General features: G+C 51.3%; 18 protein-coding genes. 10 read left to right on the top strand and 8 right to left on the bottom strand.

Annotated elements, in window-relative coordinates; genetic code table 11:
* Positions 1 to 293: 293 nt before the first annotated feature.
* The 3 genes from RBT76_07440 (at position 294) to RBT76_07430 (ending at position 1,745) form a co-directional block, all read left to right on the top strand.
* A complete protein-coding gene (locus RBT76_07440) occupies positions 294 to 704 on the top strand; it encodes a MerR family transcriptional regulator (GenBank protein ID MDX9857605.1) in 411 nt (136 codons plus the stop codon).
* A gap of 4 nt (positions 705 to 708) precedes the next feature.
* Positions 709 to 1,026 carry a DUF2703 domain-containing protein gene (locus RBT76_07435; GenBank protein MDX9857604.1) on the top strand — a complete coding sequence of 106 codons (318 nt, stop codon included), beginning with the start codon at positions 709 to 711 and terminating at the stop codon, positions 1,024 to 1,026.
* A gap of 440 nt (positions 1,027 to 1,466) precedes the next feature.
* Positions 1,467 to 1,745, top strand: a complete 279-nt coding sequence (locus RBT76_07430) for a thioredoxin family protein (GenBank protein MDX9857603.1) — start codon at positions 1,467 to 1,469, stop codon at positions 1,743 to 1,745.
* Positions 1,746 to 1,880: 135 nt separating this feature from the next.
* On the opposite strand, the gene RBT76_07425 is transcribed toward RBT76_07430, so the two are convergent.
* The 8 genes from RBT76_07425 to RBT76_07390 all read right to left on the bottom strand — a co-directional run bounded on the left by RBT76_07425 (position 1,881) and on the right by RBT76_07390 (position 13,036).
* Positions 1,881 to 2,780 (bottom strand): cation diffusion facilitator family transporter, encoded by a 900-nt coding sequence (locus tag RBT76_07425; protein ID MDX9857602.1) that lies wholly within the window; start codon positions 2,778 to 2,780, stop codon positions 1,881 to 1,883.
* Between the two features lie 88 nt (positions 2,781 to 2,868).
* The gene (locus RBT76_07420) at positions 2,869 to 3,678 is read right to left on the bottom strand and encodes a cation transporter (protein MDX9857601.1); all 810 of its coding nucleotides are present in this window, start codon (positions 3,676 to 3,678) and stop codon (positions 2,869 to 2,871) included.
* Positions 3,679 to 3,687: 9 nt separating this feature from the next.
* On the bottom strand, positions 3,688 to 4,029 hold the full coding sequence (locus RBT76_07415; protein MDX9857600.1) for a P-II family nitrogen regulator: 342 nt from the start codon (positions 4,027 to 4,029) through the stop codon (positions 3,688 to 3,690).
* Between the two features lie 5 nt (positions 4,030 to 4,034).
* Positions 4,035 to 7,157, bottom strand: coding sequence for a CusA/CzcA family heavy metal efflux RND transporter (locus RBT76_07410; GenBank protein ID MDX9857599.1), 3,123 nt, complete (start codon positions 7,155 to 7,157; stop codon positions 4,035 to 4,037).
* Between the two features lie 14 nt (positions 7,158 to 7,171).
* A complete protein-coding gene (locus tag RBT76_07405) occupies positions 7,172 to 8,206 on the bottom strand; it encodes an efflux RND transporter periplasmic adaptor subunit (GenBank protein MDX9857598.1) in 1,035 nt (344 codons plus the stop codon).
* Positions 8,207 to 8,214: 8 nt separating this feature from the next.
* Positions 8,215 to 9,519, bottom strand: a complete 1,305-nt coding sequence (locus RBT76_07400; GenBank protein ID MDX9857597.1) for a TolC family protein — start codon at positions 9,517 to 9,519, stop codon at positions 8,215 to 8,217.
* Positions 9,520 to 10,241: 722 nt separating this feature from the next.
* Positions 10,242 to 11,813 (bottom strand): recombinase family protein, encoded by a 1,572-nt coding sequence (locus tag RBT76_07395; GenBank protein MDX9857596.1) that lies wholly within the window; start codon positions 11,811 to 11,813, stop codon positions 10,242 to 10,244.
* A gap of 863 nt (positions 11,814 to 12,676) precedes the next feature.
* The gene (locus RBT76_07390) at positions 12,677 to 13,036 is read right to left on the bottom strand and encodes a helix-turn-helix transcriptional regulator (protein MDX9857595.1); all 360 of its coding nucleotides are present in this window, start codon (positions 13,034 to 13,036) and stop codon (positions 12,677 to 12,679) included.
* Positions 13,037 to 13,149: 113 nt separating this feature from the next.
* On the opposite strand from RBT76_07390, the gene RBT76_07385 reads away from it, so the two are divergent.
* The 7 genes from RBT76_07385 (at position 13,150) to RBT76_07355 (ending at position 22,167) form a co-directional block, all read left to right on the top strand.
* The gene (locus tag RBT76_07385; protein MDX9857594.1) at positions 13,150 to 13,536 is read left to right on the top strand and encodes a helix-turn-helix transcriptional regulator; all 387 of its coding nucleotides are present in this window, start codon (positions 13,150 to 13,152) and stop codon (positions 13,534 to 13,536) included.
* 177 nt (positions 13,537 to 13,713) lie between these two features.
* Positions 13,714 to 16,233 (top strand): CHC2 zinc finger domain-containing protein, encoded by a 2,520-nt coding sequence (locus RBT76_07380; GenBank protein MDX9857593.1) that lies wholly within the window; start codon positions 13,714 to 13,716, stop codon positions 16,231 to 16,233.
* Positions 16,234 to 16,368: 135 nt separating this feature from the next.
* Complete coding sequence (locus tag RBT76_07375) at positions 16,369 to 16,710, top strand: hypothetical protein (GenBank protein ID MDX9857592.1); 342 nt, start codon at positions 16,369 to 16,371, stop codon at positions 16,708 to 16,710.
* Positions 16,710 to 17,627, top strand: coding sequence for a hypothetical protein (locus RBT76_07370; GenBank protein ID MDX9857591.1), 918 nt, complete (start codon positions 16,710 to 16,712; stop codon positions 17,625 to 17,627). The genes RBT76_07375 and RBT76_07370 overlap by 1 nt, the downstream gene beginning before the upstream one ends.
* A 184-nt stretch (positions 17,628 to 17,811) precedes the next feature.
* Positions 17,812 to 18,351: a hypothetical protein gene (locus RBT76_07365; GenBank protein ID MDX9857590.1), complete on the top strand. Its 540-nt coding sequence runs from the start codon at positions 17,812 to 17,814 to the stop codon at positions 18,349 to 18,351.
* Positions 18,352 to 18,700: 349 nt separating this feature from the next.
* Positions 18,701 to 20,263, top strand: coding sequence for an FG-GAP-like repeat-containing protein (locus tag RBT76_07360; protein ID MDX9857589.1), 1,563 nt, complete (start codon positions 18,701 to 18,703; stop codon positions 20,261 to 20,263).
* Positions 20,264 to 20,316: 53 nt separating this feature from the next.
* On the top strand, positions 20,317 to 22,167 hold the full coding sequence (locus RBT76_07355; protein ID MDX9857588.1) for a hypothetical protein: 1,851 nt from the start codon (positions 20,317 to 20,319) through the stop codon (positions 22,165 to 22,167).
* Positions 22,168 to 22,260 lie beyond the last annotated feature (93 nt).

The following is a 22,260-nucleotide window of genomic DNA, read 5'->3' as shown; positions in this document are numbered from 1 at the left end:
CGTTGTGTTCACCTAAGACATCGAATAGCTGGATTTCACTCAAAAGGCGAGTTCCACATAAGTTCGGGGAGACTGAGGGTCACTTCGCAATTTCATATCCCATTAACTACGAATAAATTACGAGCACCCCAAGAACCCGACATCACTCTCGACAAACTTCTGCGCTGATCCCAAATCTGCGTCAAGGCAGGGATTCACATAAATTCATCTCGACTCTTCATGATAAAGCGTATTTTTCCTTGAAACCCTGTAGTATAGTACAGGGTGTTTAAGAATATAGAATTGGAGAAAAGATGCATACTGATGACTTAAGAATAAGTGAATTGGCCAATAAGGCGGGAGTGAATAAAGAGACAATAAGATTCTATGAGAAAAAGGGACTACTGTATGATCCTGTGCGAACAGACGGCGGGTACAGGAAATATTCTCGACAGGATTTAGAGCGTCTCATCTTTATTAAGAATGCCAAAGGACTTGGTTTTGCTCTTTCAGAGATCAAGGAACTATTAGAAATAGCAGACGGGGAAATCTACAAGTGTAGTGATGTCAGAAAGATCGCTGAGGACAAGTTAGAATATATTGACAACCAGCTGAAGCATCTCAAACAGCTGAAGGCTACATTAGCAATGTTGGTATCTGAATGTCAACGTACCGGGACAATAAGGAATTGCCCGATAATTGAATCGCTTTCTAAAGGAGCATAATAATATGAAAATTGAATTCTTATATTTCGATGGCTGTCCCAATCACGAAACAGCCTTTAGCAAACTGAAAGAAGTTCTTTCTGAAACGAGAATAGGAGATGAGATTGACACCATAAAGATTGAGCAGCCCGAAGACGTGACAAGACATCGGTTCCTCGGATCACCATCAATCAGGATCAATGATCGTGACCTTGAAATAATTGAGGATGATTCTACAGAATATTCTATGCGTTGCCGCAGATACAAGAACGGGGAAACGATGGAAGGATTTCCTTCAAAAGAACTGATAAGAGTAAACCTGTTGGCGAGTCAGAGAGATTAAGGCATGGTGAAGAGAATCCTCTCAGTACTTCCAGGCATTGGAGCCGCTCTCCTTCCAAATGCAACTTGTCCGGCATGCTGGCCGGTTTACGCTGGAATGCTCTCAGCACTGGGATTAGGGTTTCTGATGACAGGTACTTACTTCTATCTGCTCATTATATTGCTCTTGAGTGTTTCGCTTTTCAGCTTAGCCTATAAAGCAAAAACCAGACGGGGTTATCGTCCATTTTGGATTGGACTGTTGAGTACGGTTATAATCGTCGGGGGAAAATACTACGCTCTATCCGATTATCTGTTCTACTTAGGTGCTTTTATTCTGATAATCGCATCAGTCTGGAACAATATCCCAATCAAGGAGAGTAGTTCCTCAGACAAGAATGAGTCAATTGTAGCATGCCCGAATTGTAAAACGAGCGAATCGTGAAAGAAAGGAGATCAAGAATGTCTCAGAAAAGAACAGTCGAAGTCTTTACTGCTGGGTGCCCGGTATGTGAAGATACAGTGAAACAGGTTCAAAAAGCGGCCTGCTCAAGTTGCGAAGTTATAGTCTATGATTTGAACCAAGGCTGCGAAACGAACGAATGTCGTGATAAGGCAAAAGAATATGGCGTCAAGTCGGTTCCCGCAGTTGCCATAGATGGCAAACTGGCATCCTGTTGTACGAGCGGTGGTGTCGATATCGAGACCCTCAAGAAGGCTGGACTGGGTCAGCTGATATGAGGTAGTTTGATCTGGGCGGCTTCATAGAACTTTTACTGCGTTCTCGCTATCGCCCTATGATATTGTCTTCCTGCGAATTCAGCTTGATGTAGAGTAGCGCGTTTTCACTGGAAACTCGATTACAGAAGGGCGAAGTCAAGTAGTACAGCTATTCTCGCAGTCGTTCTCGTCGTCAGATGATTCCAATTGCAGAGTGGTATGCGCGATGCCAAAGCGTTGATGCAGCTCGGAACGAACTGAACTCAGGAAATGATCATCGTTTCTTGCCGATACAACCAAGTGAGCCGTAAGGGCCACTTCCGTTGTGCTCATCCCCCATACATGCAGGTCATGAACTGATTGAACCTCCTCACGGGATCTCAGGAACTGCTGAACCTCCCCGAGATCGATGTCTTTTGGAACGGCATCAAGGGCGAGGTTGACTGAATCTCGAAGGAGTCCCCAGGTGCCATAGAGTATGACGCTGACAATCACCAGGCTGATAAGGGGATCAATCCAGTTGGCGCCGGTATACCGAATGAGTAAGCCGGCAATTACCACTCCAAGGGAGACGCCGGCGTCAGCGGCCATATGGAGGAATGCTCCTTTGATATTGAGGTCATCCTTCTGACCCTTCATGAACATCAAGGCGGTAATGGTATTGATTACGACACCGATACCGGCCACCAGGACGATGGTCATACCTGCAACCTCAGCGGGTTGCTGAATTTTCCTGATCGCATCCCAGGATATGACTCCGGCTGCGGCAACTATCAAGAGCGCGTTTACAATTGACGCCAGGATCGTGGTACGGCGCAATCCGTACGTATACTTCCCCGATGGCTTCTTGCCTGCAATCCAAATTGCGGCCCAGGCAAATACGAGGCTCAGCACGTCGCTGGCGTTGTGTCCGGCATCAGCCAGGAGCGCCGAGGAGTTGGCGGCAAGACCGTAGAATACCTCGACCGCCACAAAGATGACATTCAGCGCTATTCCGATACCAAAGGCTTTTTCCCAGCGCCGCATTCCATGATCATGGTCGTGGGTGGCACTCATTAGCGTAATCCCTGACGATTGTTTGCACTACAAGTAGCCTGGTGCCCCGCATGCCGAGATAATTGACAAGAAATCAGCATTACAGCTTTCACTTCAGCTTTAGTATACGCAGCGCACCGTAGAACACAATTGCCGCGATAATGCATCCGATCACCAGATCCGGGTACCGGGTGCCCGTGAGACTGACCAATACTCCGGCGACTATCACGCCGACATTGGCAATGACGTCGTTGGTCGAAAATATCCAGCTCGCTTTCATGTGCGCCCCCTTGTTCCTGTGCTTTGCCAACAGCCACAGGCAGGCGACATTGGCAACCAAAGCGACGACGGCAACACCAACCATGTAAAAGGGCTCAGGATCACTGCCAAAGATGAAGCGGCGGATAACCTCAGTCAGGGCGCCAAGGGCGAGAAGTAATTGAAACCACCCGCTTGCGCGGGCGGCTGTTAATTTATGCCTGGCCGCTTTGCCGACGGCGTATAGGCTAATACCGTATACTGTGGCATCCGCAAGCATATCGAGAGAATCCGCTATAAGCCCGGTAGACTCCACTACCCAGCCCGAGACGAACTCCACCACAAACGTGGTGGCATTGATTCCGAGCAATGTCCACAATACTTGCGATTCGTGCCGATCAGACTGAATCGAGCCTTGTGACAAATACTCACTCTCAGATACCGACTGAGATTCCGACAACTCAGCTCCAAGTCTCAGTCCAACGAGCTTGTCCGTTAGCCTGCCAACATCTATGGAGTGCCAGATTACCAGTCTACGCGCATTAAGTTCGAAGTCGAGAGACCGAATGCCCTCTATTTGAGAGAGGGCCATTCGGATCATCTGCTCCTCAGCGGGACAGTCCATTTTTGGAACATTGTACACAGATCGAATCAGCAACATTTCCGTTTTCTACACCGCTTTGTCACCGGTTTCTCCAGTACTAATACGGATAGCGTGGTCTATTTGCCAAGAATAGATCTTTCCGTCGCCATGGGCACCGGTATGAGCGTGTTCCTGAATGGTCTCGATGATCGTTGTGGCCATAGAATCATCGCACACAATATCGATTCGAGACTTGCGGACGAAATCGGCGACATCGTCTGGAACCAGCTCTCCCGCACCTTCGGCACGGGTACGGCCGAACCCGCGAACGTCCGTTACCGTCATGCCGGTGAGGCCCTCCAGTTTACGGAGGGCCAGGGTGACATCGGCTAATTTATGCGGCTTAATAATGGCAAGTATTGCTTTCATATTTCCTACTCCTTTGTCGTTTCATGGGCGATGACGGCTTCCGGATACTTGGCAAACCACCGGTAAATCGACGGAATTACCAGAAGTGTCAGGACAGTTGAGGTGATGAGCCCGCCGACCACCACAATAGCGAGCGGCCGCTGAACTTCACTGCCAACGCCGCTCGAAAAGATGAGGGGGGTGAGTCCCAGCCCGGTGGTCATGGCGGTCATCAGGACAGCCCGTAGTCGAAGAGACGCACCGGTGACGGATGCCTCTTCGTATGACTTACCGTCGCGAACCAACTGGTTCAAGTAAGTAACCAACACCATCCCATTTTCGAGTGCTATGCCAAACAGGGCTATAAAGCCTACCGAAGCCGGCACCGACAGGTTCTCTCCGGTCAGCCAGAGACCGACAATCCCGCCAACGAGCGCCAGCGGAATGTTTAGCAGGATAAGGAGTGAGTTCTTCAGAGAATTGAAGCTGGAATAGAGCATCAGAAAAACCAATAGCAAGGTAGCCGGAATGACTATGGCAAAGCGCTTGTTTGCCTCCTGCTGCAACCGGAACTGGCCACCCCACGTGACGAGATACCCCGGCGGCAAATCCACCTGTTCGTCGATGGCCGCCTGAGCCTCCTCGACGAAGCTGCCAATATCGCGATCAAAGACGTTGCACTGCACGGTGATGAATCGCTGATTGTCTTCTCGCGTGATTTGGCGCGGCCCGATAATCTCTCGCATAGTCACCAGTTGCTCAAGAGGAACCCAGGCACCGGAGGGAGCTTTGACCAAAATGTCTTCTATCTGTTCGGGCGTACTGCGATGTTCTTCGTGGTAACGAACAAGGATGTCGTAGCGCCGAATACCCTCAAACAGCTGACCGGCAGTGGCCCCACCGACAGCAGCCTCGATAGTATGCTGGACATCTTCGACATTGATGCCGTACCTGGCGATGGCGGCCCGATCCACCGTAATCAAGAGCTGCGGCGTACCGGTGATTTGGTCGACTTGAACATCAGCCGCGCCACGTACTTCACCGATGACTTCGGCGATCCGGTCGGCCTGCCGTTTGAGCTCCTGCAGGTCCTCACCGAACAGCTTGATTGCCAGCTCAGCCTTAATACCTTCCAGCAACTCATCGACAGTCATTTCAATTGGCTGCGTGAAATTAGTCTGAACACCGGGAATTGCACCCAACTGGTCGCGGATGTAATCCTGCAATTCCTCCTGGTTTTCACCGTGGGTCCATTCCTCTGGTTCCTTCAGCTGGATATACATCTCCGCGCTGTTGACCGGGTCGGTATGAGCACCGACTTCCCCGCGACCGATTCGCGTGACAACGCCAGTGACTTCGTCAACTTTCATAAGTCGCCGCTCGACGATCTGGGCAATTCGGGTGGACTCGGTCAGCGCGATTGAAGGGGCCATAGTCAGGCGCAACACAATTGTGCCTTCCTGAAGGGATGGTGTGAACTCGGAGCCAAGTTGCGGGAAGACCACCGCTCCGATCAGCAGCAACACAACCGCGACTGATACCGCAACCCAACGCTGTCTCACAAAGAAACGAATTATGGGCCGATACGGTATCAGAAGCCAACGCAAAACGCCGGTTTCTTCTCCATCCTTCGAAGAAGTGGCTTTCTTGCTACGTTTCATTAGGAGTGATGACAACACCGGGGCAAGGAATATAGCAAAGAGCAACGATCCAAGCATGGCAAAGGCCACCGTATAAGCCAGTGGACTAAAAGTCTTGCCTTCAACCCCCTGAAGTGTGAACAGGGGAATGAAAACGACAATGATAATGGCGATGGCGAAAATGATCGGTCGGCCGACTTCACCGCACGCTCGAGCGATGATATGAAGCTTCGATTCGGCGTGATCTGCCTCCCGTAGTTTTCGCTCAATGTTTTCGACAATGACTATAGTTCCGTCTACGAGCATTCCGATCGCAATTGCAAGACCACCCAATGACATGAGATTGGCCGAGAGATCGATTCGACGCATCAGAATTGCCGCAAAAAGAACTGAGAAGGGTATGGCGAGCGCAACGACGAGGCTCGGCCGTATACCTCCCATGAAAAGAAGCAAGACCATAACAACTAGAATGATACCAAACAGGAGGGCATTGGTAACAGTCGCAACTGCCGCCTCAACCAAAGACTTCTGCTCATAGTAGGGCACAAGCTGAATGCCGTCGGGTAGGATCTTGTTGATTTCAGCCATCTTCTGCTCAACGCGGCCGATGACTGTCGAAGAGTTCGTGCCATACAGTTTGACAACCTGACCCGATACTACCTCTTCGACGCCATTGCGCGTCTGCAGGCCGCGCCGAATAGCCCCGCCGACCTTCACTTCGGATATCTGACCGAGATATATCGGTGTACCGGCTTCAGTCTTCACAACTATGTTCTTTATGTCTTCGAGAGCGGTCACGAGGCCAACCGACCGGACAATGAACTCCTCTGCGTTGCGTTCCAGGAACTGGGCACCGACGTTCAGGTTGTTTGCTATCAATGTTTCCCGCAGTTCCTCAAGAGAGACATCATATCGAAGCAGTTGCTCGGGGTGCAGTATGACGTGATACTGTTTTTCATAGCCGCCGATACCGAGCACTTCAGTAACGCCTGGCACAGTCTGAAGATTGAATTTTACTACCCAGTCCTGGATACTGCGAAGCTCTTCCAGGCTATATGTGCCGGTCGTATCTTCAAGGTAGTAGAAAAGTACCAGGCCCATCCCGGTCGAAATCGGCCCCATCTCTGGTTCACCAAACCCTTCGGGGATCTGTTCACGAGCCTCCTGTAGTCGTTCACCGACCAGACGGCGCGTGAAGTAGATATCCAGGTCGTCTTCGAAATAAATGTTGACGACGGACAGCCCGAAGTTTGAAACCGATCGTATCTTGGTCACTCCGGGCAAGCCGTTCATTGCAGTCTCTACCGGATAAGTGACATATTTCTCGATTTCCTCGGGTGCGAGCCCTTCGGTCACCGTAAACACCTGAACCAGGTTTGGGGAAACATCGGGGAAGGCGTCAATCGGCAAGCGGTTATAGCTGTAATATCCGCCGATCAGAACGATGACACCGAGCACCAGTATGAGCAGGCGATTTTTCAGCGCAAAATCGGTAAGTTTTTCAAACATGATTATCCTCCCGATTAGTGCGCATGGCCGTCGCCAAACGACCCTTTTTGCATTTCAGCTTTAATGGTGAACCCGCCGCTGGCCGCATATGTCTGACCAGCCTGAAGGCCGCTCATGATTTCGGCATTGACATGGTTGGTGCGTCCAATTGAGACGGGTTGTGCCCGGAATCCCTCGGGAGTCAGCACAAACACAACCTCAGCATCATCCATATGGAAGATTGCCGACTTTGGCACAACCACAGACGCCGGGTAGGCGTCGGTAGCAATCCGTCCCTCAATAAGAAGACCGGGACGCCACTTACCGGTAGGATTAGCCAGCACTACGCGGGCAGTTGAAGTTCGTGTATGTTCATCGACGACGGGCGAGACGTACGAGATCACCCCGTTATCGTAATTTATCCCGTGATCAGCCGTTATGGCTGCGGTCTGACCGGTCTGTACTTCCGTGAGGTGCATTTGATAGATGCTCAGGTTGACCCAAACCGTGTCCAAATCGGCAATGATGAATGCGGGCCGGTCGCCTTGATGAACCTCACCGACGTTGATTTCCTTGTCGATTACGGTACCATCCATAAGAGCGGTGACATTGTACGGAGTCAGCCCTTCGTTGCTCTCAACAATAGCCAGGACATCGCCCGTACGCACTCTATCACCGATACGCTTTCTCACCTCTTTCACCACACCCGTAAAGCGAGGAACGATATGAGCAATACGGTCACCATTGACGGCAATTTCTCCGGGGACAACAATCTCATTGCGTATCCGACCCGGCCCGGTCGTGTCAAGAACGACGCCGAATTCCGCCATTTCTGCTGCAGTCAATTTCACGAATTCCGATTCACTTTCATCGTGTCCGGCATGATCATCATGAGCCTCCTCATCGCCGTGTTCATCGTGGTCTTCATGGTCATCATGCTGATCAGCCGATTGCTCCGATGAGGTTGCGGTGGCCGGTTTATCATGATCGTGCTCATCCTGGGCCTGAGCATTTAAGGCGATGCCCGGCAGAATCAATAATCCAATTAAAAGAAGGAATCTATTTTTCATGGCTATCACTACTCCTCGTCAATACGAATTGTTATTCCCGTCACGCGCTCGATCTCTATGACCTGGGTGTGGATTTGAAGCAGCATGTCGTTATGTTCGAAGCGAAGCTCATTCAGTGAGCGTTCGGCTTCAAGCAGTTGCGTGTAGGGAACACGACCGGCTTCGTAGGCATCCTGCAGTGTCGAATAGGCATTCTCTGCCGTTGGCAGCAGAAGTGAATCCAGACGATCATGGCGCTGTACCAGTTGCCGTAGTCGGAAAACCTGAGACTGCAAATCCGCCCTGGTTTCCACTCGGGTTTGCTTTGTTGTGTACTCCAGAGCGCGCATCTCCGACTCCAGTCGTTCCCGGGTACCTTGATTGCGGTTGAATAGCGGGAGTGGCAGGGATATCCCAAGAAGGAAGGAGTTTGAATTCGTTCCCTCCAGTCGTTTGAAGCCGCCACTCAAAGTAATGGGGGGACGAGCTTCGGCAGCCGCCAGCGAGGCTTCAGCTCTTAGAATCCCGGTCTCCTGCTCCAGCTGCAAGAGAGAGCGAGTAGAATCCAGTTGAGATTCGAGTGATGCAACGCTGTTCAGTGCGTCCTGAAAGTCTGGCTCAGTATTAGCCGAGACAGAGAGACTGGCGGACGAATCACCCCAGAGGGCGGTCAGAACTACCGAGGCGGATGAAACTTCCTGTTGCGCCTGCTCCAGAGCCAGTTCAGCACGCTGGTATTCCAGATCTGCTAGAAGAAGTTCGGACTGAAGCGCCGCGCCCTTCTCAATTCTGAATTTGATGTTGTCTACAATTTGTTCGGCAAGCTCCATTGACCGTTGTGCCAATTCCAGTTGTTGCTGGGCGTGGACTAACGCGTAGAATCGGGCCTTTGTCTCGAAATAGAGGTCAAAAGCGGCCAACCTTGCTTGCAAGTGGACGTTGTCAATCTGGGATCGTGCCAGGGCCCTGCGGGCGCCTCGTTGGCCAAAAAGCTCAAAATCCTGAGATAGCGAGATAGATAGTTCTGACTCTTCGAGACCGGGAGCGTCCCAACCGACTTCCTCAGCCTCCAATCCAAGCTCCGGATTCGACCACAGCCCTGCTTGCTTGAGCAATCCTCGCGCGGCCTCTTGTCGATATTCGAGAGCCTTGAGGGTGGGGTTTTGCAGCGCAACCAGCCTCATCACCTCTGCAATGCCATAAACCGAATCGGTCTCGGGCCGTGTTCCTGCTGTTGAGGTGTCAAAGGGTATCTGCCAGCGCTCCGCAGCGCCTACACTGCCTGATATAATGATTATGCCGACTATGAAAAGTCGGTACACGTTTCCTTTCATTTATACTCTCCAAAAAGGGTGAAATTAACTAACAGCATGCAACTCAATTGAGATGCACGGGATTGTTTACTTGGAAAAATAGAAAGAAAGGATCAGCAGCGTATAACTGTTGATGCGAGATGTCGGCTGAAGGAAGCAGAGAATAGATCCTGTAACCCACCCGGGGCGGCCCTCGATGTTACGGCAGTGAGGTATTGAGCCCCTGATACTGCGCTTAAGGTCTGCAAGGAGGAGAATTGGATCTGCAAGCCGGAACCAAGTGCGCTGTTTCTCTCGCATAGGATCTGCAGGGAGATGGCGACATCAGTACAGTCGAAGCATTCTTCGTGATCGTCATGCTCCAAACCGCAACCACTCGCATCGCAGTCGCGTTCAGCGCTCGCACAGCACGGCTGACAGACGGATTCTACCTCGACATGATCATCAGCGCCGATGCACAAGACACTCCCATTGCTGCCTGCTACGACCCCTGCTATCAGGAGGAAGCACAGTATGGAGGAAAGAGATGTTCTTAACTGTTGTTTCATTGGCTCCTAATATATTATCGACCGACTTGGTCGTCAATATCTTGCACATTAAACCCTTTACGTAGTCAAATGTTCCTTTGTTTGCCCTGCACCAATCGGTGAATCTGGTGCGGTCAGCGACCATATGCTATTCTATTGTCTTCCAACGTGTTCCGCTAGTTATTGAGTAACTGGATTTGACTGAAAAGGCGAATTCTACAAAAGTTTGGGGAGAGTGATATTGGGGCCGCTTTTTCTATCAATAGACAGAACTTCCCCCTTTGCCCCCTCCCGAATAAGCGGTAACGTGTACTCAACTTTGACGTCGGGATGAGTCACCTCGATCCTCTTCACGAACGATTTCAGAAACCCACGCCGCTCGAAGACCGAGGCGTTGGAAAGAAGATCATACAAGTCATCTACATAGTTCTGAAGTTGTCTCTGATTGAGGGGCTTGAACGTTTGCTGTGACGCTTGGGCACTGGTCTTTTCACTGAGCGTTGACTGCAGCTTGTCGATGTCGGTTCTGAGGCGCTTGATTCTCGGGCTTAGGTCAGCGAGATCCAGACTGCCATCCTCCAGAGCGGCGTAAAGGCGGTCGAGCTTCTTCTGGCGGGCTTCGATTTCTCTGGTGAGAGCGTCAATCTCCTTCTGGGTACCTCTCGACTGGGATACGATCTCCCTGTTTGTCATTTCCAGCAGCTCCGCGAGTCTCTCAGGTGTAAGGACCCTCTCCTTAAGCTTCTCCACCACGAGCTGTTCAAACCGTTCGGCGTTGACGAGCTTGGCGTCGCAGGTAGTCTTGCCCCGCCTCAAGTGATTGTAGCAACCATAGTATCGATATCGACCTGACTTCGCGGTGCCCCCTTGCAGCGCCCTCCCGCACTTGCCGCAATAGCAGAGTCCGCTGAGCAGGTATTCAGAGTGGGTCCGTGCTGGCGCGGTCACGAGAGGCGACCTACTCTCAATCAAACGCTGGGCTTCCTCGAACAGCGACTTGTTGATGATTGGCTCAATTCTGCCTTCTATCGTGAACCGATCCTCGCCTTTGGTCAGTTTCCGGTTTCGAGCATATACATATCTGCCGGTGTAGATAGGATTGCGGAGTATATACAGGATAGCCGTCTTGGACCATTGTCGGCCGCTCCGAGTTTGGAAGCCCCGGTGGTTAAGAACCTTTGCAATTTCCTTGGCTCCCAAGCCATCCCGGCACATCGCGAAGATCTCTTGGACAATCGGTTCCGTTTCTGGATCGGGCTCCAGGATGCTGCGCTTTGCTTGTCCGTCGATCACCCCTTTTCGCCGATAGCCATATGGCGCTATTCCACCATTGCAGAAGCCCCTCTGGGCGTTCTCTCGAAGCCCCCTCTTTGTGTCCTGGGCAAGGTTCATTGAGTAGAACTCGTCCACTACTTCGATTAGGCCCTCCAGAAGCATCCCCGTAGGTGAATCGTCCACCTGTTCATTGATCGAGATCAACTGGATGCCGCGTTTTCGAAGCATCGACTTGTAGACGATTGAATCTTCGCGGTTGCGAGCGAATCTTGACAGCTTCCAGACCAGGATGGCATCGAACGGACGTGCCTTCTGCTTGGCCACGCCGATCATTTCCTGAAACGCCGGTCGGTTCGCAGTCCTCGCACTTTCGGCTTTGTCGACAAACTCACGGACCACCGTGAAGCCTTGCCGATCTGCGTATCGCCGAAGCTCCTTAAGCTGAGCCGAGATGGAGAGGTCTTTCTCTGCCTGGCGTTCTGATGAGACGCGGGCGTATAGCGCGACTTTCATGCTCGATTTCCAATCCTGACTTGAATCCGAGTTGCTGTCTTGGCATACTTAGCAGCCCCAAGACATGGTCCGGACCGTGGTACTTGAGTTCCATTTCCAGTGTCCAACATTTGCTTAGACCAAGCGACGAGCCGTTCACCTCATGTTGGCTGTTTCGCCGATTGGCCAAGTAGCTATCCAAGAATGACGAGTCGGCAATTCTGGAGAAACGAGAGAGTCCTCGTGGAAAGAAACGCGAGGTCACTGCGTACCTTATTCGGTAGTGCTGACCGTATTCGTCCGGTTGCTGAAGCCTCTGGAAGTCCACCAAAGAGCACGGCCTGTCGGAGTATTTTACGAATTTGATTGCTGCCGATTCGAACGAAGCCTCAAACGCGTTAGCAAATTTCCGCAACTGGAGAAGAGTGAAGCGGCCACGGAGATAGTCAATAGACCATTCTAACGGCATTAACATTTCGGATGCGTAAGCAAAGGCTTCGCGTTCGATTCGCGCAGAATGTGACGACCAGGGACTGGTATCGCACACAAAACTGTGCTGTCCGTGCCACGGGAGGTCAAAGTGGCCCACCTCGTGGAATATAGACATCCGGTCTCGCTCCGCAGATTTGCGGGGCGCGAGATAAATGGTTCCGGTGTCCCCCTGTCGAATCAGGAATGAGTCAATTCCGGCTCTCTCTTTGCAAAACGAAGGGATCTGAGCAAGATCGGTCCTACGTAGCCGAATCTTCCTCAAGCCGAAATAGTCCAACACAGCGTCCTCTCTGACAGGCGGAGCCTCTTGCCCTATGTCCTCGATCACTCGTCGAGCATATGCACGCGGGTCAGCCGAAAGGTACTTCCTTGACATCGTTGATCCTGGACTCCTACTTTGCTGGGTCCTTCTTCTGCAACGAGAGCAAATACAAGACGTATTCTCTCAGTTGCTGCTTTCGATCTTCTGAGAGGTTCTCAAAGCCGCGAAAAATGACCTTCGCCGTTTCGTCTGCGGTCAGCGTTTCACTGAAATCCATCCGCGCTCGGCTACCTGCGAGGAAATCCGCGGTCACGCCGAGCGCCTTGGCGAGTCTTGCTAGATTTTCCGATCGCAGTTGGGTGACCTCACCTGACTCGACACGAGATATCGTTGCCTGCGTCAGGTTTGATTTCTTGGCCAGATCCTTCTGAGTCATTCCCAATTCCTCTCGTTTTATCCTGACCTTCTCGGCCAATGTGGGAATCGCCATGCGCCTTCTCCATCCTTTCCGTTGGGTAGTGCATGAAGAATATGCATATACGTATTGCCGCTGTCAAGAGAATCCTGAACTAAGTTCGGCCTTTCCTGAAGAAATGAGCGGTCATGAGCCAAATCAACCTTATTCCCTTGATTTTCCATATGGTTATGGCTATCATTCGGCCGTCAAAAAAACGGGTCATGTGGATTGGCGTGTCCAGAAATATGCAAGGATGTATGTCGATGACACGAAAACGCATCTTCAGCGAGCGGGTGGCGGGGGTGAAGCGACGCTATCGGAATCGAGTCTTGCAATGTCGCCTCAGTGCCAAAGTTGCTAAGCAGAAGGATCTCTCAAGGATGACAGGCATCCCCTGTACGACTATCTCAGCCATAGAGAGCAATAAGCTGTTTCTGTCAACTCCTTACGCATTGCTTATCGCGGAAGCGTTGGACTGCAAGTTGGATGATCTCTTCGAACCGTGGCTGGGTTCAAAGGGCAAGATGCCGTGACTTTAGTTCCTGCTCAAAACGACAAGGCCAGTCAAGGACTGCAGTACTTGGCCGGCATCATCGCGATCCGACACTGCGCGAGCATGGCATCACAGAGTGAGGTGCACCATGAGCAGTATCACAGGTACGAGACGCCAACCGACGCTGAAGCGGAGTTGAGGTACGGAAGTGTCCAACTTGGAAGAAGTTAAGGAGAAGGTTAGAGAGTCCATCGACATCGTGAATGTGGTGTCGGAGTATGTTGACCTCAATCGCAATCTCAAAGGGCTATGCCCATTCCACGATGAGAAGACTCCGAGCTTCTCAGTCAATCAAAAGGGTCAGTACTTCCACTGTTTCGGCTGTGGTGTAGGTGGCGACGTGTTTCGATTCCTTGAGCTGATGGAACGCAGGCCCTTTAAGGAAGTTCTCTGCAGCCTCGCCGCACAGGTGGGGATTGACATCGGAGTCTTCAGTGGCTCCGAGCTAATGGAGATGCAAAGGCATCGAGACCGCCACGAGTTGCTAACGTTCGCGACAGACTACTATCACGGCAGGCTGACGGATACAGTGAGGATGTATCTCAGTGAGGGACGTGGTTTAACTGCCGAGACAATAGGTCAATTCAGACTGGGATGGGCCGACGGGAAGCTCTGCGAGGAATTGAAAAGACGCGGCTCGAATTACTTCGAATTGGCAATCGAGATTGGATTACTCAGGAAAAGCAGTGGCGGACACTACACGGACTTCTTTCAGAATCGGCTGATCTTCCCCAATTGGAGACGCGGGCAGGTAGTCCACATGACGGGCAGAGTCCTGGGAAACACGCAACCCAAGTATCTACACTTGCCGGGTCCCATGACCTACCTATACAACGAAGATGCGCTGCATTCAGAGCAGGTTATTGTCGCGGAGGGTGCGCCGGATTGCATTTCCGTCAGTCAGGCCGGGTATTCTGCAGTTGGCATTCTGGGCACTGGTCAATTCAATGCTGATCACGCGAAGAAATTCAGGAAATGCAACAGAGTAATCGTCTGCACTGACGGCGATGAAGCCGGGCGACAAGCAGCAAAGAGAATCGGCAGTTTGATGCCTGAGAAGGCGTATGTGGCCAGCTTGCCCGAGGCGAAAGACCTCAATGATGTTCTTCGTGAGACTGGAACCGCAGGGATAGCCAAACTCCTTGATTCCGCCAGAGGCTTTGTCGATCTGGAGATTGACGCGATCCAATGCCTGCCTGAGAACGCCAAGGTGCAGGCAGCAAAAGAGATACTTCCGCTCCTTGTGGAGATGGATGACTTCGATCGGGACCGATACGTGTCGAATCTCGCGAAAGCGAGCAAGTTGCCGAAGAGCTCGATTAATGCCGGCCTGAAGCAGTCGCGGAAGAACGACAGTCGCTCCCAAGTCGAGAGCATTCCGGATGCTGAGGCTCAACCGATTTGCTCCGAGGACCGAGAGCGTGCTCAAGCACTCCTAAACGATCCCGATCTGCTTCAGCGGTTCCTTGAAGCCACTGAGAAGTCTGGCTGCGTAGGGGAGGACGACAACAAGATTCTGGTCTATCTTGCAATGACCTCTCGACTTCTCGACAAGCCTATCAGTCTGATTGTCAAGGGAGACAGTTCGGGCGGGAAGAGTTTCCTAGTAGAGAAGATGTCTGCATTTATGCCAGATGCCGAGAAGTTGGCGTTTTCGGCGATCACGCCGAGGGCGCTTTACCACAGACAAAACGATCTCTCGCACAAGATCCTAATAGTCTATGAACGTCCCGGTGCGGAGGATAGTGACTATTCGATCAGGACCCTTCAATCGGAGGGGAAGCTGACCATCAGCATGGCAGTCAAAGACGAGAAAACTGGCAAGTTCGAAACAATAGACAAGACTGTTGCCGGTCCGGTTGCGTACATAGAAACCACAACCAGGTCGCATCTCCACCCCGAGAACGAGACTCGCAGTTTCGAGGTCTTCATCGATGAATCCGAAGAGCAAACGGACCGCATACATGAGGTTCAGCGGGCTCGATACAGGTTGAAACACACTACTCAGCCACCGGATCTATCCGTTTGGACAATCGCCCAGCAGATATTGAAGAAGCGGAAGGTGAAGATTCCCTTCGTTGACCTAATCACATTCCCAAGTACACCGATACGCGCGCGGAGAGATCATCAGCGATTCCTTACTCTTATCGAGACGAGTGCACTTCTTCACCAGTTTCAGCGCGGCACCCAGACAGTCGATGGAGAGGAACACATCCTGGCGAGCGAAGTGGACTACGCGATTGCATACGGGCTTGCTTCAGCAGTACTGGGCCAGACCATCAAAGCTATCTCACCCAAGACAGAGTCACTCCTGATGAAACTGAAGGAGAAGTTCGGCGGCGAGGACGGCGAGTCATTCCAGAGGAAGGAAGTATACGGACTGGTCAATTGGAACACCAAGACCGTGGATCGTTGTCTCAAGGAAGCTGCTGGGCAGGGTTGTCTCGATGTGTTGAAGGGAGGTCAGGGCAAGGCGTATGAATACCAGTTTCTCAAGTTGCCGACAGTCCCGGAAGCACTCCTTAAGCATCCGCAGACCCTGCGTGATGAGTACAGGCAGCAGACGCCTCTCCGCTCTTCCAGTGCTTCGGAATCGATTCCTGAGAAGTCTAACACTATTCAGTGCAATGCCATAGAGCAACTTCACCACTTCCCCAACAAGGAAGCTGGCATTTGAATAGATTCCGGAGAATAGGAGAAAAACCCATTCGCCCTCATGCGCGGCTGGCGAAGTGGAGAAGTTGAGGTACTGGGTTGAGTCACAATAGGATAGAGTTCGACAAGCCCGATTCTCAGGATATGGAGAAGTAACATGCCACAGGGAAATGTCCTTGATCTCGTTCGAGAGTTGCGGAGAGATCAGGTGAACGAGGGTGTGCCGTCGGAGGAGATTGACGTCGACAATATTCTTGAGAATAGCCAGGACCAATTCAACGCTGCAAGTATGGTAGTGCTCATCCATAGCAAGGTGCTTGAAGATGAATTGGCGATTGTCCCCGAGTTCTGCGATTCTGAGGCGATGTCCCACGGTTTGATCGGATACACCTTCCAGGAGTTTCAAGTTCTGGCGGGGCTTTCTCCTTCACTCATGAAACGAGTTCACGAGCTGAAGAAGAAGTGCGGGGGCGAGATACTAACGGGGCTACCGAACTGATGGCCAAAACAACACCTGCAAAAGTGGAGTCAAATAGGCGCAACGCCCGGAAATCCACCGGGCCGAAGACCGAAAAGGGGAAGGACGCAGTGAAGTGGAATGCCATGAAACACGGTCTCCTCGCGCAGCAGGTAGTGATCGCAAAGGGGGACGGTAAAGAGGACCTGAAGCAGTTCGGCACTCTCTTGTACACCCTGCGTGCAGAGCTGGGACCTGTCGGTGTGCTCGAAGAGATGCTCGTAGAACGTATAGCCGTGTGTTACTGGCGGCTCAGGCGAGCGGTGATGGCTGAAACCGGTGTGATCCGAAAGCAATTGGATTGCCACGCCACCAATCAGGTGTCTCTACTCATCGATAACTTCAACGATCACAAGCGATTTCCCTTTACGGACGCCGAGCGAATGACTCTTCGCAGATCCACAATGGGTGTCACATTTCTCAAGAGCCTCTTGGAGGATGCAAAAGCAGAGGCAGCGGTCATGGGGAAACTGTCTGACGACACGATGTCCAGGATTCTCGCATACTGGGGCTCAGATAGCGACTCACACGGTGCATTTCTTTTTCTTATGAACAGCTTGGTTGACGATTCCGAGCTGACAGATGCCGATTTCACGACTGGAAAGAAGCCTCCAAAGGCGAAGCTCACAGCCAACCTCATCACGGGACTGGATGGCGAAATTGAACGGCTCAATACCTGTCAGGAGTTCAACGAGGAGCTTGAGTCTTCCGCCTCTGAATCGACCTTCTTGGCCAATCACATTCCCCCGGATGGCGAGTTAGATCGACTCCAGCGCTACGAAACGACCATTGAGCGCCAGCTCTATCGTGCGATCAACCAGCTTGAACGCCTGCAGCGCGGCAGATCAGGCCAGCCAATTCCCCCTCCTATAAACGTCGAAATTAACAGCCAAAACTGATTCTGCGAAACAAAGCCAAATCAAGAGCTTGACACTTCCCGTGGTCGCACGAAGCTTGTTCGGCTGAATCTCTCGGGTGGTGGACCCGCTTCGAAATTGGAACCGGAGTAGAGCCGAGACAAACCTCAAAGTCAGGATACGACCTGAGCACGTGTGGCAAGAGTCCTCTCTGGGATGCTACAAGATGCGCATCGAGTACAGCAAGACCAAGCCGCGGACTATATCATTGCCGCTGTCGACGAAGTACCTGAAGACGTGGTTGGACGAGCATCCGGCGAAGGGCAAACCCGAGGCGCAGTTGTTTCCGCTGCGCTACGACAACATGCGCATGATTGTGCATCGAGTGGGAAGGCGGGTACTGGGGAAGCAGGTGGCACCCCATCTGCTGAGACACAGCTCAGCCACCTACTATGCCAATCGACTGTCCAATCGCTTCAAGCTGTGCTATCGCTACGGGTGGGCCATGTCGAGCAAGCAGGTTGATCGCTATATAGATCGGGCGGGGATCATGGAAGAAGAGACTGCTCAGACTATACATGAAGATGAACGGTCCAAGAGGAGCAGGGAATCGGAGAGTTTGAGAGAAGAGGTGGTAATGCTCAGGGAGGCAAATGCGACGCTTTCAGCCCGATTTGATGAGATCGCGAAGGAGTTGGCTGAATTGAGAGACGGACGGGGGGTAGCAAACCTGATGCTCGAGTCATTGTCAGCGGCGAGTGATTAGGGGTAGCAAACGAGCACTATGTGGGGATTCGCTCTATCTAATAATGCACAATGGCACATGGTGGTAACCCAGAAGATTCGAGGGAGTAGATTACCGAGGCTGCGCCCCAAGATGCCGCCTAACGACGAGATGGATGATACCCGGCGCTTTGCGCCGGGATCGTGACTCGGAGAGGAGATGGGACAACGGATTCTGAAGGTGACCATTTGGGGGAGAAGGAGTTGACTTATCACAAGACGATAACTGGAACAGGAAACCGTCTCATGCTCACCATGAGCTGCTTAACGCAGAAATCACTTGACGAATCATGACATCGGTCCGTTCTTTATAGGTAAGAAAGTGGGGAGTTATGAGAATCCTCCTTTTCCTGCTATCACTATCTGTATCTGTCTTCGTAATCCATGTTGACGATTTATGTGCTCAGCGGCCGGCACTGCTTGGCAGAATTACGTCCGATACGATGGGTGTTCTGTTTGGTCGCCAGATCATATCACTTGGGGATCAGAACGGTGATCGCTGTTCGGACATTCTGGTCGGCGACACCCGGTTCAGCATGCACTTGTATTACGGTGGAGCACTTCTTGACTCCGTAGTTGATATTACATACGATAACACTAGTCAGCCTGTGAATTTGTATGACATTAATGGCGATTTCAGAGATGACTTTTCGTTGCTCTACGGCATCTACCCCGCTTACAGAAGAGCTGTTTATTATGGCGGAAATGATCTTGATACTTCCCCAGTTGCATTACTTGGCACCAACGACCTCTACGGGTATGGTCCATCAGTGAGGGGATATGATGTTGATGGCAATGGGGTGGATGAGTTGATTACTTGCGGTGATGATTTCTGGTCACTGTGTATCTATGACCTTAACTTACCTATGGATTCGTCGTTGGATCTGATCATAAGTCCGGCAGCGCTTTCCCCGAGCAGCTTTGCCTTCGCAGAAGGGCTCATCACCGGCGATTTCAATGGTGACGGATACGACGATCTTGCGGCCAGCCTTCGCCCTCTATACTTCGCCGACAGCCTGAAAGGCCAGGTATATTTCTATTGGGGCGGCCCGTCCTTTGATACCATTCCAGATCTTGTCATACCTCGACCGGGTTCGTATCAAAGGGATTGGGAGAGCTTTGGTGGTTTATTGGTAAACCTCGGAGATTTTAACGGTGATGGTTACGATGATGTCTACGCGGCTGCATCGGCTACTACTGACACTGCCGCGTTCATCTATTTTGGAGGTCCCGGTATTGACTCGATACCTAACTTGACCATACCTTCTCCTCGTGGTAGGGCAGCCTCCGCAGGTGATATCAACAACGACGGATATCCAGACCTGATCACGTCACTGCCCACCCAGTGGAGCGGTGTCGGCTGGGTGTATTTGTACTACGGTGGTCCCGACGCCGACAGCCTGCCTGATTTTGAGTTATATATCAATGAACTTCCCGGTTACAAGACGCAGTTCGGGATGGACGTGGCGGGTATCGGTGACTTTAATAGCGATGGTATTGACGACTTCGCGTTTTCCTGTGTTCACGCGGGGAGTATCGGCACAGTCTACATTTATGCGGGGTTTGACGGTTCTACCAGCACTGGTGGCAGCGGAGGTGGGGGTGTTGTTCTTCCCGTAGACTTCGAGTTGTTTCAGAATTATCCCAACCCGTTTAATCCATCAACAACGATCTCATTTTCTTTACCCGAAAAATCGTCTGTTACACTGACGATTCACAATGTGCTCGGTCAGCGAGTGAAGACGCTCATGTCATGTGATTTGTCGGCAGGGATGCACTCTGTTGACTGGGATGGAACAAATGACACTGGGAGTCCGGTGGTCAGCGGTGTTTACTGGAGTTTGCTCCGCACTCCTAAGTATTTCGACTCTAAGAAGATGGTTTTGTTGCGATAGCAGTGAATTCACAATAATCCTATTTGAGAACCTTAGGGAGGGGAGATATCACCATGAGATTTCCAGTCAGGACTGTATTAGTTACCGCACTGGTGTTTGTAGTAGTTGCAGTGACTGTGACGACAGGACATGCGCGTAATCGATTCAATGTGTTCTCATACCAGGATCCGTGGGAGGATGCGTGCGATAGCTTCGGAGTCTATTTTGCATACATGGATACGTGTGGTATCAGCCATCTGGAGAATTTCAATGCTGACTCGCTCGGATACTACACTGGCGGCACATGGGGGATTAAGGCGTACACGAAGCATTGGCCTAATCGGGTGGATCAAGAGTTGGAGATTCTCCCTGACTTGGACCTTTATAATGCCATGAGCGGTTCTGCAAATACTCGCATGGCAGGAGCCAATGACCAAGCCATAGATGGATATCTTAGGTCATCCTCAATCGTCGCGAGGCGCGCGACTGATGTATCTATTCAGAGACCTGTACTCATGGCAGTCGTTGACGATAGCAGTTTTTCAGGTATGCTACACGCTGACTTTGTCGAGGGTGTTCTCCACTTCATCGGAAAGCACCTCGGCGAAGGTCATGAGGTTGTATACGAAGCCAAGCTGAGGCTACCTGACACGAGCGGCTCAAACGGCTCAGTTGTTGCCCAACTTATTTTTGAGTATTGGATAGCTCAACGTAGCAGTTTTGTCGCTGATCTTGATAACAGCCCGTATCGTGTCTACCGGCTGAACGACACGCTTCTCGTTCGAAAGGAGAATGGTCAATTTGTCACATACCCGACGGTTGATAGGACACCATCCGTTGGCGAAAAACTCGTGGCAATAAATTTCCCGTCGTCGGAACAAAACCCTTCTTGGAAGGACCTTCGCGAAGTAACGAATGTATGTTATATTGCCAATGACACTACCTACTGCACTATCCCCTATCGCTTCGTCAAGGATGTATATGACACGAGTTTCCACAACGAGACGGAGTACCACTCCTACGCGGAGACCTGTGTTACCAAGAACGGCCTTTGGGGGGACCAGTATCAATATCATTACAAAGTGTATTGGCCGAACGTCAAAACGGTCTATTTAGACAGCTTCTATGTCTATGATGATATTGGAAGACGATTCGACTCTCTGGTCTATAACCACCGTTCTCAAGTAGTTAATTCTATTAAGGCGTGGTATGACGACCACGAGTATGCAAAGGGTGCAGTTACAGGATTCTATGCCTTTGATGAATCGTATGGCCCAGAATTTCAGGTTGTAGCCCGTGTCAAGGATGTTACTGATGCTATCGTCGATGATCAATATCCACATGAGGTCATAGGAACCCTTGGTGCATACAATAACACCTCCGCGGGCAACTTTCAAAGTCAGTATTACGACACCTACGTTCGGTACACGAATGCTGACTTTTTCATGGTAGATCTATATGGCGTAAACTCTTACTACACTTCGTCGTCGAATCCTGAGGACTATACTAATGTGCAGTGTATGGTCAATTGGTACAGGGACCGGTTGGCAATAGTCCGCGATAGAGCTATGGTTGCACCCGGAGGGGCAGTGGATTTCTGGATAGTCGTTCCCGTCTTTGACTTCTGGGCCAAAATCGATTCTGTGGTCTACAAGCCTGGTCGAAAACCGACGCAGAATGAATTGTGGATGCTGGTGAATCTTGCGTTATGTTATGGCGCGAAAGGTATTGGTTACTGGCCTTATCTTTCAGATGAGACGGAAGATCCTGCCAAGTATACTGAGTTTGTTTCTGACCACGAGAAGGACCCTTTCCAACTCCAAGCTCCCAACTGTGATGATACTCCTTTCGATTTCGCAACTTGGTGTAGCCTACCTTCGAGTGAGTGTGGGCGTAAGCTTCCCTGTCAAGTAGACAATTCATAAGTAGAGTTTTCGGCGGTTTGACGTTCCCGGAAGATCGTCGGCGGCAGGCCGCCCAGGGCGTCGTGACACCGCTGCTCGTTGTATCTGACCAGC

This window comes from Candidatus Zixiibacteriota bacterium (assembly GCA_034003725.1).
GTDB lineage: Bacteria > Zixibacteria > MSB-5A5 > GN15 > FEB-12 > WJMS01.
This window is presented reverse-complemented; position numbering and strand designations above follow the sequence as displayed.